The sequence below is a fragment of the Pseudomonadota bacterium genome (genome assembly GCA_039815145.1).
In the GTDB taxonomy this organism is placed as follows: Bacteria; Pseudomonadota; Gammaproteobacteria; order Steroidobacterales; family JBCBZW01; genus JBCBZW01.
The window spans coordinates 1-14980 of the sequence record JBCBZW010000126.1 but is presented as its reverse complement, the minus strand read 5'-3'; the positions used below and the strand labels follow the sequence as shown (position 1 = coordinate 14980).

Below are 14980 nucleotides of genomic sequence, written 5' to 3'. Positions count from 1 at the left end.
CGGGTCGGTGGCGGAGACCACGCGATCTGCCAGGATTTTCTCCCCGGAGGCGAGCTCCACGCCGGTGGCCTTCAGGCCGTTTGCGGCGCTCTCGAGCTCGATCCTGGCGACGGGGCTCTCGTAGCGGATGTCGACGCCAGCATTTTCCGCCGCCGCCGCGATCGCGAAGATCAGGGATCGCACCCCACCCTTGCCCACGCGATGGGCGCCGTGGAAGTCCGTTCCCGCGCGGTAGAGCATGGCGAGTACGGCGCTGTTCGGTGAACGCGGCGCCAGGCGGGCGCCGATCAGTCCGTCCCAACACAGCATCGCCTTGACCAGTTCCTGCTCGAAGCGCTCGTCCACCAGGTCGCGGGCACACAGAGATGCGATGCGCAGGAACTCGGCCATGTCCTGCTTGCCAAGGCGGCGCAGCTTGAGCCCAAGCTGGGCGAACGTGGAGAGACCGCGCAAGGAGCGGTCGCTCAGGCGAGGCACCGTTTTCTCCCAGAAGGGGGCCAGGGCGCTCGCAAAGCGCTGCAGGTCCGCAGCGAAGGTGTCGAAGGCCTTGCAGTCCTGATCGCTCGCGCCGAACATCTTGCCGTCGGCGATCGTGACGTGCTCACCGTCGCGATCGAGTCCGACCAGTGCCACCGGCTCCGCCGCGTCGTCGAAGCCGAAGCTCGACAGCTTCAGCTCCTCGGCCACGGTGGAGGAGAAGTGGGCGATGGAATGGGCGAGGGAGACCCGGTAGCCCGGGTGGAATTCGTAGGTGTTGGCGAGCCCGCCCGGGCCGTCACCGGCCTCGAGCAAAAGTACGCGCTGTCCTGCCTTGGCGAGGGAGGCACCACAGACGAGTCCGTTGTGGCCTGCTCCAACGACGATGGTGTCGTATCGCTGCACGAGAGAGTTAGTCTTTCCAGGAGCCAGCCCGTACGCTAGTGAGGGCCCCAGAGTGCGGTCTTCCATGCCTACACGCTGACAGCGGTCACCGTTCCTGGTGCTTGCGCTGCCGGCTACAGGCTTCTCAAGATCGGTCGCGTCCGCCGTAGGAATTCCGTCCGCCTACGCCTATAGGACGAGAGGATCGGTGCTTCGCCAATGGTCATCGTCGAGTTTGCAAGGAATCGTCGGGAGATTTATGAACGTCGAGACTGCCGGCCCAGCGGAGGCCACCCTCGAGTCGGCCCTTGAGTGGCTGCGCGCAAACGGTATCGAGCGGATCGAAACCACCGTGCCCGACATGGCGGGTATCGGTCGAGGTAAGGTGCAACCAGTCTCTCAATTCAAGGGCGTGGGCACGCGTATCCCGTACGCGATCCTCTCCCAGACCTTGAACAGCTCCTTCCACCTCGGCAAGGACAACGTCGGCGACCGGGACATGTCCCTGCGCGCCGACCTATCGACGATACGCCGCATCCCCTGGACCCCGGAGCCCACGGCGATTGTCATCATGGACTGTATTGATGACGACGGAAATCTGATCGGCGCGGCGCCCCGCGCTGCCCTCGCGCGCATCCTGTCTCTCTACGAGCAGGAGGGCTGGAAGCCGGTGGTGGCGCCAGAGGTAGAGTTCTACGTCGTGCCCGCCAACGAGGATCCCTGGTCGCGGACGCGCCAGGTCGCCGAGGACGAAGATGATCTCGAAGATCTCATCGATCCCTACGGCACGGATCGCTTCCATGAGCTCTCGGGTTTCTTCACTGAACTCGAAGACACATGCCGCAAGCAGGACATCGAAACCGGTGCCCTGTCCCAGGAGCTCGGCCCGGGCCAGTTCGAGGTCAACTTCGATCACGGCGATCCGATGAAACTCGCCGACGACGTCTTCCACTTCAAGCGCACGATCCGCCACGTGGCGGCCAAGCATGATCTGCGGGTGATCTTCCTCTCGAAGGTCCACGAAGATGCGGCGGGTAGCGCGTTCCACATCCACCAGTCCGTCTACGATCGCGAAGGCCACAACGTCTTCTCCGCGGCCGACGGTGAAGCGCACGAGCGCTTCGGCCATTACATCGGTGGCCTGCAGCGCTACTTGCGTGACTTTCTACTGCTCTTCGCGCCCTACCCGAACTCCTATCGCCGCCTGAACAGCCATTGGGCGTCGCCGATCAACCTGGAGTGGGGTATCGACAACCGCACCGTCGGCCTGCGCGTGCCCTTGGCGAGCGCCCAGGCGCGACGGGTTGAGAATCGCCTCGCCGGTGCCGACGTCAATCCCTACCTGGCGATCGCCGGTAGTCTGGCCTGCGGGTATCTGGGCATGAAGCAGGAGATTATGCCGACGGCGGCGGTCGAGAAGTCTGCCTACGATGCACCCTTCGCCCTTCTTCGACACCCCCACTATTCGATCGCCAGCCTGCGTGCCAGCAAGGAAGCTGCGCAGGTATTCGGCGAAGAATTCGTCCAGCTGTTTGCTGCCATGAAGGAGCACGAGTGCCTCGAGTTCGAGGAGAAGGTGCCCGTGTGGGAACGCGAGCAGCTGGGCTGGACCATCTGATTTCTGTCGTCTGCGCTGTCTGCGAGGCGGGTAGTGCAGCGATGTCTCGAGGAATTTCATCGATGCTAGCTAATCCATTCGTTCGTTCGGCTCTGGCCTTGCTGGCAGGCGTCGCGACGCTCACTCCCTGGGCGGCACACGCCGATGGCCATGAGGCCGTGGCGCCGCCAAAGCCGTGGACCGTGCATGGCCTCAACACCATGGAGCTGGAAGATCTCGGCGACATCGATTGGACGCCCGTCGAGAGTGGCGTCCTCGGCAACAGCGAGAGCCTGCTCTTCGAGGGTGATAACACGGTTGCCGTGTGGGACGCGGGTCCGGCCAAGCTGATCCTCGAGGAGCCCCTGCCCTACGATGAGTTCGTCGTGGTGCTCAAGGGCAAGCTGGTGCTCACCGACGATGAGGGCCGCGCGATGACCTACGAAGCCGGCGACATGTTCATGCTGCCGAAGGGGTTCAAGGGCACCTGGGACATGACCGAGGCATACCGCGAGCTGATCGTCGTCGACACGACGGCCTACAACGAAGAGTAGGCGCAGCCGCTCCATGCGCGTCGGCATTCTTCGCACGGACACGGTGCGCCCGGATTTCGCGGAGCACTTCGGGCAGTACCCGCAGATGTTCCACCGCCTCCTCGGTGAGGTGGATCCGTCCCTCGAGTTCCGCGACTACGATGTGGAGCATGGGGAATACCCCGACGAGATAGACGAGGTCGATGCCTACCTCATTACGGGCAGCAAGTTCTCCGCCTACGACGATCTACCGTGGATCAAGCAGCTGATCGCCTTCGTCCAGGAGCTGCACGCAGCGCGTAAGAAGCTCGTCGGCATCTGCTTCGGCCACCAGCTCGTGGCGATCGCCCTCGGCGGTGCGGTGGAGAAGTCCGAGCGTGGGTGGGGTGTGGGCATCCACAGCGCCACCTTCACCTCGCTGCCCCCGTGGCACGACGGTGGGGAGGCGCAATTCAGGATCCTCGTGAGCCATCAGGATCAGGTGGTGAGCCTCGGCGATGGTATGGAGGTGCTGGCCGGCAGCGACTTCTGCCCCGTCGCCGTGACACAGGTGGACGAACACATCCTGACCTTCCAGGGCCACCCGGAGTTCGAAACAGGCTACTCGCGCGCGCTGATCGAGCTGCGCGGCGAATCGGTGGGAGCGCAGACCTACCGCTGTGGCCTCGAGTCCCTGGCGACGATGCCCGAGGGCCCTCGCGTGGCGGCGTGGATCGTGCGTTTCCTGCGGGGCCAGTGACCCGGATCGCTGCTCGCAGCTCTCGGGGCTCAGAACGTCGGTGGGGTGCACGCGCTGATCAGCTCGCAGGGCTCCTTGCCGGGGTTGGCGAAGCTGTGCGGCCGATGGCTCTCAAAGTAGTAAGCATCGCCCGGCTGCAGGATCTCGGCGACGCCGTCGATGGTGAGTTCGAGGCGCCCCGCCAGCACCAGACCGCACTCCTCGCCTTCGTGGCGCAGGTGGTGCTTGCCGGTGCTCGCGCCTGGTTGGTAGCTCTCGTGGAGGAACTGGATCGCCCGATGGCTGAGGTTGGCACCGATCTGGCGGAAGGAGATGCCGCCGTCGGCGATCTCGGTCAGCTCTGAGGCGCGGAAGATGACCTTGTCCTGGGTCTCCTCGGTGTCGCTGAAGAACTCGCTGAGGCTGATGGGGACGCCGTCGAGCACCTTCTTCAGCATGCTCACCGTGGGGTTGAGCTTGCCGCTCTCGATGAGGGAGATCGACGCGTTGGCCACGCCGGAGCGCTTGGCCAGCTCGCGCTGGGACAAGCGGTGGCGCTGGCGAATCGCGCGCAGGCGCACGCCAACCGAGGTGTCTTCCATCTGCAGGAGGCCTTGGTGTTTAGGATATTGAACAGTTTGAGCTCGCTCCGCAGTGAATTCAATGGCTTGTATTGGTCGGTTTAACTAATTGTTTAACGCGGTGGGCCGGGACTAGACTCCTGAAGCTCCCCCTGCCTGGAGTGAGTGTCCGATGAGCGCTGATATCGCCGAGTTGACCGACCAGTTCGACGTCAATCCCTTCTGGATGCCCTTCACGGCCAACCGTGACTTCAAGCGCAAGCCCAGGATCATCACGGGCGCCAAGGGGCACCACTACACCGGAGCCCACGGCGAGCAGATCTACGATTTCTTCTCAGGCCTGTGGACCGTCGGTGTCGGCCACTGCCACCCGAAGATCGTCGAGGCCGTGCAGCATCAGGTGGCTCACCTCGACCACGGGATGAGCTTCCAGGTGGGCAGCGACCGCTCCTTCCAGCTGGCTGCGAAGCTCACGGAGATGGCTCCCGAGGGCTTCACCCGGGCCTTCTTCACCAATTCGGGCTCCGAGTCGGTCGATACGGCGCTGAAGATCGCCCTCGGCTTCCACCGCTGCCACGGCAACGGTCAGCGAACGCGTCTCATAGGTCGAGAACGTGGTTACCACGGGGTGAACTTCGGCGGCATGTCCGTGGGCGGTATCGTGGCCAACCGGCAGATGTTCAGCGCCAACCTCATGCCCGGCGTGGATCACATGCGCACCACCTGCGATCTCGAGCACACGGCCTTCTCCCGCGGTCAGCCCGAGTGGGGCGCCCACCTCGCCGACGATCTGCTGCGCATCGCCAAGCTACACGGCCCGGACACCATCGCCGCGGTGATCGTCGAGCCGGCGGCCGGCTCCACCGGTATCCTGCCGCCGCCCGTGGGCTACCTCGAACGCCTGCGCGAGATTTGCACGGAACACGGTATCCTCCTGATTTTCGATGAGGTGATCACCGGCTTCGGCCGCACGGGCGCCTCCTTCGGCGCCGAGCGCTTCGGTGTGCTGCCCGACATCATCACCACGGCCAAGGGCCTCACCAACGGGGTGATCCCCATGGGTGCCGTGCTGGTGCGCGAGGAGATCTACGACGCCTTCATGCGCGGGCCGGACGCGGCCGTGGAGCTGTTCCACGGCTACACCTACTCCGGCCACCCGGTGGCCGCCGCCGCTGGCCTTGCCACCCTCGATGTGCTGCAGGAGGAGGCGATCTTCGATCAGGCCGCCGCCCTGTCCAAGCCCTTCGAGGAGCTGATCCACAGCTTCGCCGACCTGGAGAATGTCATCGACGTGCGCAACATCGGACTGATGGGCGCCATCGAGCTGGCGCCGCGCCCGGGCGCCCCGGGTGCACGAGGTCTGGAGGTGCACAAGCGCTGCTTCGTCGAAGAGCACATCGCCGTGCGCAATGGCCTCGACATCATCCAGTTCTCCCCCTTCCTCAACTCCAAGGTGGCCGACTGGGAGCGCGCCTTCGAGCGCATTCGCCACGTCATCACCACCACCGCCTAAGACCACGCCGGAGAGATCGACCCATGAGTTCCAATCCTGTAGCTCCCCTCACCGGCGCTGACGCGCTCGGTCACTTCATCAACGGCGAATTCGTGGCCGACGGCGGACGTACCGCACCGGTGACCAACCCGGCCACGGGCCAGGTGGTGCGCGAGGTGTCCCTCGCCCCGGCCAGTACCGTGGAGCAGGCCATCGCCGCCGCCGAGGCTGCCTTCGAAGGCTGGCGCAACACGCCTCCCCTCAAGCGCGCTCGGGTGATGTTCCGCTTCAAGCAATTGCTGGAGGAGCACGCCGAGGAGATCGCCGCGTCCATCACCGAAGAGCACGGCAAGGTGATCGACGACGCCCTCGGTGAATTCCAGCGCGGGGTCGAGGTGGTGGAGTACGCCTGCGGTATGCCCGAGCTGCTAAAGGGCGAGTTCACTAAGAACGTAGGGCCCGCCATCGACAGCTGGTCCGAACACCAGCCGCTCGGTGTGGTCGCCGGCATCACCCCCTTCAACTTCCCGGCGATGGTGCCCATGTGGATGTACCCCATGGCGATCACGGCCGGCAACTGCTTCGTACTGAAGCCCTCGGAGAAGGACCCCACCGCGTCGCTGATCTGCGCGCGTCTGCTCAAGGAGGCGGGGTTGCCGGACGGCGTATTCAACGTGGTCAATGGCGACAAGGAAGCGGTGGACACGCTGCTCAACGACCCGCGCGTGCAGGCCGTGAGCTTCGTTGGCTCCACACCGATCGCCGAGTACATCTACACCCAGGCCACTGCCAACGGTAAGCGCGTTCAGGCGCTCGGTGGCGCCAAGAACCACGCCATCCTGATGCCCGACGCGGACATCGACAACGCGGTCAACGCGCTGATGGGGGCCGCCTTCGGTTCCTGCGGCGAGCGCTGCATGGCGATCTCCGTCGCCGTGTGCGTGGGGAATGAGACGGCCGATGCCGTGGTCGCCAAGCTGGCCGAGAGCATCGGCCAGATGCGCATCGGCAACGGTGTCGACGCGTCCAACGACATGGGACCTCTGGTGACCAAGGAGCACTTTGCGAAGGTGCGTGGCTACGTCGACCTCGGCGTCGAGGAGGGTGCGACGCTCGTGAGCGACGGGCGCACGCTGGTGGTCGATGGTCACGAGGAGGGCTACTTCTTGGGGCCCTGCCTGTTCGATCACGTCACCGCCGCCATGCGCATCTACCAGGAGGAGATCTTCGGTCCGGTGCTCTGCGTGGTGCGCGTCGAGTCCGAGGAGCAGGCCATGCAGTTGATCGACGATCACGAGTTCGGCAACGGTACCTGCATCTTCACCCGCGATGGCGAGGCTGCCCGCTACTTCGCCGACCGGATCCAGGTGGGGATGGTGGGCATCAACGTGCCCCTGCCCGTCCCCGTCGCCTGCCATAGCTTCGGTGGCTGGAAGCGTTCCCTGTTCGGCGATCTCTACGCCTACGGACCCGATGCGATCCGCTTCTACACGCGACGCAAGACCATCACCCAGCGGTGGCCGGCGGGCGGCGTGCGCGAGACAGCACGCTTTACCTTCCCGAGTAACTAGCGCAAGGATCATCAGCACACCCGGCGCAATTGAGGATGGCTATGGACGACGCTACCCGAGAACGCACCGTCGATGAGTGGCAACAGCTCGACCACCATCATCACATGCACCCGTTCACGGATCACCGTGAACTCGGTGAGAAGCGCACGCGCCTGATCACCCGCGCCGAGGGTGTGTACATCTACGACGCGGATGGCCGGCAGATCCTCGATGGCATGTCCGGCCTGTGGAACGTCAACGTGGGCTATGGTCGCCAGGAGATCGTGCAGGCCGCCACCCGGCAGCTGACGGAGCTGCCCTACTACAACAGCTTCTTCCAGTGCACCAACGTGCCAGCGGTCGATCTCTCGGCGTTGCTGAACGAGCTGACACCGCCCCAGTTCGAGCACGTGTTCTTCGCCGGCTCCGGCTCGGAAGCCAACGATACGGTGCTGCGGATGGCGCGCACCTACTGGGATCTCATGGGCTACGAAGGCAAGCACACCTTCATCGCTCGCAAGAACGCCTACCACGGCTCGACGGTGGGGGCCGCCAGCCTCGGCGGCATGTCCGCCATGCACAAGCAAGGAGGCTTGCCGATCCCTGGGGTGGAGCACATCGAGCAACCGTACTGGTTCGATAGCGATCGGCGCCATTCGCCGGAGGACTTCGGTCTGGCGATGGCGCGCGAGTTGGAAACCGCCATCGAGCGCATCGGTGCGGACAAGGTGGCCGCGTTCATCGGCGAGCCGATCCAGGGCGCGGGCGGGGTGATCATCCCACCGCAGTCCTATTGGCCGGAGATCCAGCGCATCTGCCGCAAGCACAACATCCTCCTCGTGTGCGACGAGGTGATCACCGGCTTCGGACGCACCGGGGAGTGGTTCGGCTCGACCTACTTCGGGGTGGAGCCCGATCTGATGCCCTTCGCCAAGGGCGTGACGTCTGGCTACCTTCCCCTCGGCGGTGTGCTGATCGGCAAGCGTGTCGCGGACGTGCTGATCGAGAGGGCCGGTGAGTTCGCCCACGGCTACACCTACTCCGGCCATCCCGCGTCCTGCGCCGTGGCCATCGCCAATCTGGAGATCCTCCGTCGCGAGGGTCTCGTCGAGCGCATCCGTGACGACATCGGGCCCTACCTGGCGGAGCGCTGGAACCAGTTGGGCCAACACCCGCTGGTCGGAGAGACCCGCATGGTCGGCTTGATGGGGGCGCTGGAGCTGGTGCAGTCCCGGGACACGCTGGAGCGTTTTCCGAAGGATGCAGGGGTCGGCACCGTGTGCCGCGACCAGTCGATCGAAGCGGGCCTGGTGATGCGGGCCGTGGGCGACACGATGGTGGTGGCGCCGCCATTCCCCCTCAGCAAATCGCAGGCGGATGAGCTGGTCAACAAGGCAGCCGCGGCCCTCGATGCGACGATGGCGGTCGTCTTCTAGGAGACGCCGACGTCGCTCAAGGATGTGCTCGGAACGTTGCAAGGAGGCGATGTGATGCAGTCCAAGATCCCCCCCGCCGCGTTCATCGACGATGCGCGCCGCACTGTCGCCGAGGCCGCGCCCGACCTCCAACGCCGCGCCTGGTGTCAGGCGACGCTCTACGCCGGCCTGCTCGGTGCCGTTGCGCCCGCCGTCGCCCTGCCGGCACGGCGCGAGACCCAAGAGATTGCGATCGTCGGTGGTGGCCTTGCAGGGCTGATCGCCGCCTACCGGTTGCAGCAGGCCGGGGTGCTGGCCACGGTTTACGAAGGGTCATCCCGCCTCGGGGGACGAGTCTTCACGGATCGCGAGACCTTCGGCCCCCTGCAGATCTCCGAACGGGGCGGCGAGGCCATCGACTCGATCCACTTCACGGTGCGTCGCCTGGTCGAGGAGTTTGGCCTCAGCCTCGAGGCGCGCTTCGCCAACGATGACGGCTTCGCTTACCTCTACGAGTTCGACGGTCAACGCTACACCTACGCGGAGCTCCTGCGCAGCTTCGTGCCCCTGATCGTGGCCGCATCTCGCGACGAGCGTCTCTTCGGCCCCGACACGCGCTACGACCTGAACACGCCGGCGAGCCGCGCCCTGGACCGCCTGTCCGTCACCGACTACCTGAACCTGCGCCTCGAGGGTGGCGCCGATTCCCTGGCCGGCCGCTACGCGCGCTCCCTGGCCACGGGGACCTTCGGTATCGAGGCGGATCGGCTGAGCGCCATCAACACGATCTACACCTTCTCACTGCTCGGCTTGGGCACGCGGCACGCCCATCCGAACCGCGAGCTGCTGCAGCGGGCACTGGCGCGCCGCGGTCCGGCGAGCGCCTCGGATGAGGAGTTCGGTCCCGGCGTCTACCAGATCGCGGGCGGCAACGACCAGCTCGCCAGCATCCTCGCGGAGCGCCTTGGCGATCAGGTCGTGACCGAGCATCGCCTGGTGCGTGCAGCGACGGAAGGTGAGGCCACGCGCCTGCACTTCGAGACCCCCGCGGGCGCGCGGGAGGTGCTGGCGGATCGCGTGGTCATGACCCTGCCCTTCCGCGTGTTGCGCACCCTCGATATCGCAGACCTGGCGCTCGGCGCGCGCAAGCGCGTCGCCATCAACACGCTGGGCATGGGAACCAACAGCAAGCTCGCCGTGCAGACCAACGGCAAGGTGTGGCGGGAGCTGGGCGCTTCCGGTGGCGCCGAGACCGACCGCGATTTCCAGATCCTGTGGGAGCAATCCGCGGTGCAACCTGGGGAGAGCGGCGTATTGCTTAGTTTCACCGGGGGCGATCGCGGCGTTGCGGTCGGCACGGGATCGACGGCGGAGCAGGCGAGCAACTTCGTCAACGACGTGGACAGCCTGTTCCCAGGCGTCGCGGCGGATTGGAACGGGCGCGCCCTGCGCTCGCACTGGCCGAGCGAACCCTTCCAGCTGGGGTCGTACGCGGGCTACGAAGTGGGACAGTTCACCACCCTGCGCGGGATCGAGTCCGCCCGCGAGGGTGCGGTGCACTTCGCGGGCGAGCATACGGCTCTGGCCTTCCAGGGCTTCATCGAGGGAGCCCTGCGCAGCGGCGAGCGCACGGCCAACGAAGTGCTGGCCGCGATGGCAGTCCGCAGCGCTACGGTCGGCTGAGCGCTCAGCCTCCTTGCGTTACCCGCCAGGCAGGCTGCGCAGGTCCACCTGACAGTCGTAATAGCAGGCACCGCCGATCGCCGGCTCGCGGCGGTCGGCGAGCAAGGCGTTGACCGTGTTGTGCGTGGGGGAGTCGGCAATCCACGCGCCCTTCGGGACGAACAGGGTGCCGGGGCGCACGTCCTCGCTCACGCGGGCACGCAGCTGCACCTCGGCGAGCTCGTTGTAGAGCATCACTGCGCCGCCATCTTGTATCCCGTGGGCGTGCGCATCCGCTGGGTGGATCTCACAGCGCACGTCCTCCTGTTGCGAGGCGAGTCCGCCGAAGGTCGAGTTCACCCGGTGCTCCGATGCGGGCGTCACCAGGGTGAAGGCGCGCTTGCCCTCCAGCTCGACGAAGCTCGGCAGGCCCTGTCCGCAGTGGGCTTGCATCGCCTCGCTGTACAGTTCGATCCGCCCGCTGGGGGTGGTGCAGTCGGTGCCGCGAAGCATCGCCGCTTGCGCATGGTCCTGCATGTCGAGGGCGCGATCGAGGGCGCGGTCGGCGAGGCCGCTGGCGCCGTTTTCCAGGGCCTTCGCGGCGAGTTCCTCATCGCTCTCTTGGAAGCAGGGCTCATCGAAGCCGAAGCGGGCTGCCAGGCGACGGAACAGTGCCATGTTGCTGAGCGCTTCACCCTGCAGGGGCACCACGGCCTGCGTACGTTGCAGGTAGCGATGGCCGTAGGCCTTGTAGAGATCGCCATACTCGAAGTGTGTCGGGGCGGGCAGCACCAGATCGCAGCAATCCATGGAGTCGGTCATGCTCACGTCGCTGCCGACCACGAAGCAGTCCTGCGACAGGAGTGCCTCGCGCATACGGTCCTGGCGTGGGTGTACGGCCACGGGGTTGTGGTTGTAGACGAACAGGGCCCGCAGGGGCGTCTCCTCACCAGGCTTCAGCACCAAGCGCGGGATGTCCATGACGTTCAGGGTACGTACGCCCGCCGGAGCGAGGTCCGGGCGGGAGAGCGCGTCGCGATCGACGGCGAAGAAGCGAGAGGTTTCGCACACGCCGGCGCCCTGGGGGCCGATGTTGCCGGTCAAGGCCATGAGCGAGAAGGCGCCGCGCAGTCCGGCGCTGCCGTTGCGATTGCGCTCGGGGCCCACGCCGATGCTCATGCCGGCGGGGCGGTGCGTGCGCAGGAGTTCGGCGAAGCTTTCGATGAGGTTGGGCGCAATGCCGCAATGGGCGGCAGCACGGGCCACATCGTAGCGACGTGCTTCGTCGAGGAATTGTGCTGCCCCGTGGGTGTGCGCTTCGATGAACGGCCGGTCGAGGCCACCGTCGCGCTCCAGGAGCGCTGCGACGCCGTAGGCCAGGACCACATCCGTGCCCGGGAGCAAGGGGATATGCAGGTCCGCGCCCTTGGCGATACGGGTGCGCTTGGGATCCACCACCACCACCCTGGCCCCGCCTTTCTGAGCATCGCGGATGATCGTGGTGAGATGCAGATTGCAGGCCGTGACGTTGTTGCCCCAGATGATGATCAGGCGCGAATCGCGAAGCTCCTGAAAGTCGATCCCGCCGGCATCGCCGAATACCGTCTCCCAGGCGGCGCTGGAGGTGCCGGCGCACAGGGGTGAGGCATCCACCTTCGATGCCCCGAGGCGATGGAAGAAGCGCTTGTCCATGCTGCCGTTGGCCAGCAACCCCATCGGGCCACCGTAGTAGAGCGGTGCGATGGCCTGTGCGCCCCAGCGTTGAATAACGTCACTGAAGCGGGCGTGAATGAGGTCCAGCGCCGCATCCCAGCTGATCGCCTCGAAGCCGTCGCCGACGCGTCGCATGGGCCGGCGGATCCGCAGGTCGCCGTGGACCTGGGCCGGGAAGGACTTCACCACCTTGGCGCAGACCTTACCCCGGGTGAAGGGGTTGCCCTTGCCGCCGCGGACCTGGGTGAGGCGGTTCTCCTCGACCGTGACCTCGAGGCTGCAGGTATCGGCGCAGTCCAAGGGGCAGACCGTCTGCCGGGTCGCTGGGGCGCGGGCTGGGGACATCGGGGTGGTCATGGTAGTTCCTGCAATCGTTGAGGCCTCGGGTTGCCCTATGATGCTACCGCTTGAAGGGGGGCTTGCGGGTACCCGGATCACCGGGTGATACCATCGGCCACCGCTTACGCCCGACGAGCGCTGACAGGGAGAGAACATGGGCTGGGTTTATCTGACGATCGCCATCCTGTCGGAGGTGACCGGCACCATCGCGCTGAAGGCCTCGGACGGATTCAGTCATCCTCTGGCGAGCAGCATCTGTGTCATCGGCTACTGCGTGTCCTTCTATTTCCTATCGCTCGTGCTCAAGTACGTGGCCGTGGGGGTTGCCTACGCGATCTGGTCGGGGGTCGGCATCGTGCTGATCGCCGCCGTCGGCGCCCTGTGGTTCCGCCAGATTCCAGACCTTGCTGCACTATTAGGCATGGGCTTGATCATCATCGGGGTGATCGTAATCCAGCTATTCTCGGCATCACATACCGCCTGAGCGCGATCAGGCATCCCAGTTGCCGTCGGGGTCACCTGGATACACCCCCAGGTAGCGGCCATCGCTCTGGTACCCCATCAGCCGTTGCACGCGTTCGGGGAAGCTGCGCGCCAGCTCCCGAGGCACGCTGAGGTACTGATTCTCCTCCTGGCGCAGCCATCCCAAACTATAGGTATTGATCAGTCCTGTGCGCGGGCTACTCGTTGTGTTCGCGCCGCCGCCATGCCAGGTGGAGCCGAGGTAAAATAGCGCCGATCCTGGAGGCATGACGGCCTGAACCACATCACCCTCATCGCTCGGAGCGGCCAGGATCCTGCGGCCGTCGTGAATGGGTACCATCCTGGTCGCACCGTTTGCAGCCGTAAACTCCGTTAGGGCCCACATCACGGAGATCTGCAGTTCCACGCCTGGCAGTTCGATCGGGTACAGCTCGTCCACATCTCGGTGCAGCACCTGGTCGGTCTCCCCGGGCAGAATCCTGATCGCTTCAGTGCTGCCGATGCGATAGCTGTTGGCGTGCGGCAGCAGCAGCGCGTCGGCCACGGCCAGCACCCTAGGGTGGGCGATCAATGCCGCCGAGGAGCGCGACTCCTTGAGGATGGCGCCGACACGCAGGGTGCGATAACCGTTGAAGTCATTGGCGGCGTCGGCGCCGTGGTCGGCGAAGGGGGACTCGAGCTCCTCCAGTATGGCGCCTAGTACCGGCGCATCGGCCAGTTCACGGACGACCACTCCACCGGTGCTCCGCAGCGCCGCGACAACGGCCTCGGCAGAGACCGAAGGGTCGAGCGAGGGGACCAGCCCGTTCGGCTCAGCACCCACGCCGCTCATGATGCATCGGCCAGCGCCGGGCTGGATTCCCGCAGTCGCGAGTACATGATCGCGTAGATGAGCAAGGCCAGGATCGACGCACTCGCGCATAGGATGAACACGCCGTGGTAGCCGAAACCACCGGCGAGGACGGACGCGGCGATGTTGGGGCCGATGATCTGACCCAAGCCCTGGGCCCCTGGCATGAGCGCTGAGTAACGACCATCGGGATCGACGTTGGCCACGCTCGCCATTTGGTACACATCGATGAACACCCAGAGAAAGTTGAAACTGAATAAGCTGACGACGATGTTCACGTTATCGACGCCATTCGCCAACATCGCCACGACGATCGCCTGTAGAACCAATGTGATCATCAGCGGCCGCGCCAGTCCGAAGCGATTACTGATCAGCGTGGCGAACAGACAACCGAGTACAGAGAAGAACGAGGTTAGCACCAGGGCGCGGGCTACCCAGTCCGGATCGGCCGCTGAGTCAGCGCTGGCGAGTTCGATGTAGGTCCAGTAGGCGCCGATGTTGATGTAGGTGACGCCGATCGCGGCGAGCACCATCCATGGCAGGTAGCGAGGAATAGGCGGCCGATCCCCCTCCCCGGATGCTCCCTCGTCTTTCGCGGCGCGCTTGCGGTGCGCAGGGAACCAACCCAAAAACGGCAGCGTCAGCAGGTAGCTCACGATGAACACCAGGTAGATACCGTTCATCGAGAGCAGCGGCAGAACGGCGAGTTCACCCGCCTGTGAGAAGGCGAAGGCGAACAGGGCGAAGTTGAAGGCCCGAGCCGGGCGCGAGGTGGCACCGAGGTTTGCCACCGCGACGGCCGTGTAGATGCCGCTACCGATACCGCTCGCGAAACGCAGCCATAGCACGTGCTCGTAGGCGTTCGTGATCGTGCACAGGCCATTCGCGGCAACGGAGATCACGATGCCGAGCAGGGTCAGGTGGCGGCGACTGAACCGCGCAATCGTCAGGGAGGTCAGCACCGCGCCTAGGGAGAGGCCGCCGAGATCTGCGCCGGCCACGCGTCCCACCTCGACCTCGGAGAAGCCCAGCTGGTTGACCCAGGCGGAACTGATCACCGGGATGCCGACCAGCACCCCGTAGCCGACGAGCACCATGTAGAGGGAGATGCCCATGGCGCGCCAGTTGTCGAAGGGGTTGCTCGGTGCCGGGGTGCCCATCGTGACGACTCAGAATGCGTGCGGCG

Annotated in this window: 13 protein-coding genes; 8 read left to right on the top strand and 5 right to left on the bottom strand. The window is 65.4% G+C overall.

Annotated features, from left to right (window positions below; translation table 11 throughout):
• On the bottom strand, positions 1 to 882 hold an 882-nt coding region (locus AAF184_20930), incomplete at its 3' end, for an NAD(P)/FAD-dependent oxidoreductase (GenBank protein ID MEO0424814.1).
• A 238-nt stretch (positions 883 to 1120) separates the two neighbouring features.
• On the opposite strand from AAF184_20930, the gene AAF184_20925 reads away from it, so the two are divergent.
• The 3 genes from AAF184_20925 to AAF184_20915 all read left to right on the top strand — a co-directional run bounded on the left by AAF184_20925 (position 1121) and on the right by AAF184_20915 (position 3730).
• A complete protein-coding gene (locus AAF184_20925) occupies positions 1121 to 2479 on the top strand; it encodes a glutamine synthetase family protein (GenBank protein ID MEO0424813.1) in 1359 nt (452 codons plus the stop codon).
• A gap of 62 nt (positions 2480 to 2541) precedes the next feature.
• Positions 2542 to 3012, top strand: a complete 471-nt coding sequence (locus AAF184_20920) for a cupin domain-containing protein (protein ID MEO0424812.1) — start codon at positions 2542 to 2544, stop codon at positions 3010 to 3012.
• A 13-nt stretch (positions 3013 to 3025) separates the two neighbouring features.
• Entirely contained in the window at positions 3026 to 3730 is a 705-nt protein-coding gene (locus AAF184_20915; protein ID MEO0424811.1) for a GMP synthase, read from the top strand.
• Between the two features lie 29 nt (positions 3731 to 3759).
• Here the strand turns inward: AAF184_20915 and AAF184_20910 are convergent, their stop codons facing one another.
• Complete coding sequence (locus AAF184_20910) at positions 3760 to 4311, bottom strand: cupin domain-containing protein (protein MEO0424810.1); 552 nt, start codon at positions 4309 to 4311, stop codon at positions 3760 to 3762.
• 151 nt (positions 4312 to 4462) lie between these two features.
• Here AAF184_20910 and AAF184_20905 point away from each other — a divergent pair, with 151 nt between their 5' ends.
• The 4 genes from AAF184_20905 to AAF184_20890 are packed head-to-tail and all read left to right on the top strand — an operon-like array spanning position 4463 to position 10430.
• Positions 4463 to 5803, top strand: a complete 1341-nt coding sequence (locus AAF184_20905) for an aspartate aminotransferase family protein (GenBank protein MEO0424809.1) — start codon at positions 4463 to 4465, stop codon at positions 5801 to 5803.
• A gap of 23 nt (positions 5804 to 5826) precedes the next feature.
• Complete coding sequence (locus AAF184_20900; protein MEO0424808.1) at positions 5827 to 7353, top strand: CoA-acylating methylmalonate-semialdehyde dehydrogenase; 1527 nt, start codon at positions 5827 to 5829, stop codon at positions 7351 to 7353.
• A 41-nt stretch (positions 7354 to 7394) separates the two neighbouring features.
• Positions 7395 to 8768 (top strand): aspartate aminotransferase family protein, encoded by a 1374-nt coding sequence (locus AAF184_20895; GenBank protein ID MEO0424807.1) that lies wholly within the window; start codon positions 7395 to 7397, stop codon positions 8766 to 8768.
• A gap of 54 nt (positions 8769 to 8822) precedes the next feature.
• Complete coding sequence (locus tag AAF184_20890; protein MEO0424806.1) at positions 8823 to 10430, top strand: NAD(P)/FAD-dependent oxidoreductase; 1608 nt, start codon at positions 8823 to 8825, stop codon at positions 10428 to 10430.
• An 18-nt stretch (positions 10431 to 10448) separates the two neighbouring features.
• Here the strand turns inward: AAF184_20890 and AAF184_20885 are convergent, their stop codons facing one another.
• Complete coding sequence (locus tag AAF184_20885) at positions 10449 to 12479, bottom strand: molybdopterin-dependent oxidoreductase (protein ID MEO0424805.1); 2031 nt, start codon at positions 12477 to 12479, stop codon at positions 10449 to 10451.
• A 136-nt stretch (positions 12480 to 12615) separates the two neighbouring features.
• On the opposite strand from AAF184_20885, the gene AAF184_20880 reads away from it, so the two are divergent.
• Positions 12616 to 12945, top strand: coding sequence for a multidrug efflux SMR transporter (locus AAF184_20880; protein MEO0424804.1), 330 nt, complete (start codon positions 12616 to 12618; stop codon positions 12943 to 12945).
• Between the two features lie 6 nt (positions 12946 to 12951).
• Here the strand turns inward: AAF184_20880 and AAF184_20875 are convergent, their stop codons facing one another.
• Together AAF184_20875 and AAF184_20870 are read right to left on the bottom strand one after the other, a co-directional pair.
• A complete protein-coding gene (locus AAF184_20875) occupies positions 12952 to 13776 on the bottom strand; it encodes a phytanoyl-CoA dioxygenase family protein (GenBank protein MEO0424803.1) in 825 nt (274 codons plus the stop codon).
• Positions 13773 to 14954 carry an MFS transporter gene (locus AAF184_20870; protein MEO0424802.1) on the bottom strand — a complete coding sequence of 394 codons (1182 nt, stop codon included), beginning with the start codon at positions 14952 to 14954 and terminating at the stop codon, positions 13773 to 13775. Before AAF184_20870 ends, AAF184_20875 begins: the two co-directional genes overlap by 4 nt.
• Between the last annotated feature and the right edge of the window lie 26 nt (positions 14955 to 14980).

What these genes read in the sequence shown, in the direction of transcription:
- AAF184_20925 (MEO0424813.1), top strand. Translation starts at nt 1,121, where the DNA reads ATGAACGTCGAGACTGCCGGCCCAGCGGAGGCCACCCTCGAGTCGGCC.
- AAF184_20920 (MEO0424812.1), top strand. Translation starts at nt 2,542, where the DNA reads ATGCTAGCTAATCCATTCGTTCGTTCGGCTCTGGCCTTGCTGGCAGGC.
- AAF184_20915 (MEO0424811.1), top strand. Translation starts at nt 3,026, where the DNA reads ATGCGCGTCGGCATTCTTCGCACGGACACGGTGCGCCCGGATTTCGCG.
- AAF184_20910 (MEO0424810.1), bottom strand. Translation starts at nt 4,311, where the DNA reads ATGGAAGACACCTCGGTTGGCGTGCGCCTGCGCGCGATTCGCCAGCGC.
- AAF184_20905 (MEO0424809.1), top strand. Translation starts at nt 4,463, where the DNA reads ATGAGCGCTGATATCGCCGAGTTGACCGACCAGTTCGACGTCAATCCC.
- AAF184_20900 (MEO0424808.1), top strand. Translation starts at nt 5,827, where the DNA reads ATGAGTTCCAATCCTGTAGCTCCCCTCACCGGCGCTGACGCGCTCGGT.
- AAF184_20895 (MEO0424807.1), top strand. Translation starts at nt 7,395, where the DNA reads ATGGACGACGCTACCCGAGAACGCACCGTCGATGAGTGGCAACAGCTC.
- AAF184_20890 (MEO0424806.1), top strand. Translation starts at nt 8,823, where the DNA reads ATGCAGTCCAAGATCCCCCCCGCCGCGTTCATCGACGATGCGCGCCGC.
- AAF184_20885 (MEO0424805.1), bottom strand. Translation starts at nt 12,479, where the DNA reads ATGACCACCCCGATGTCCCCAGCCCGCGCCCCAGCGACCCGGCAGACG.
- AAF184_20880 (MEO0424804.1), top strand. Translation starts at nt 12,616, where the DNA reads ATGGGCTGGGTTTATCTGACGATCGCCATCCTGTCGGAGGTGACCGGC.
- AAF184_20875 (MEO0424803.1), bottom strand. Translation starts at nt 13,776, where the DNA reads ATGAGCGGCGTGGGTGCTGAGCCGAACGGGCTGGTCCCCTCGCTCGAC.
- AAF184_20870 (MEO0424802.1), bottom strand. Translation starts at nt 14,954, where the DNA reads ATGGGCACCCCGGCACCGAGCAACCCCTTCGACAACTGGCGCGCCATG.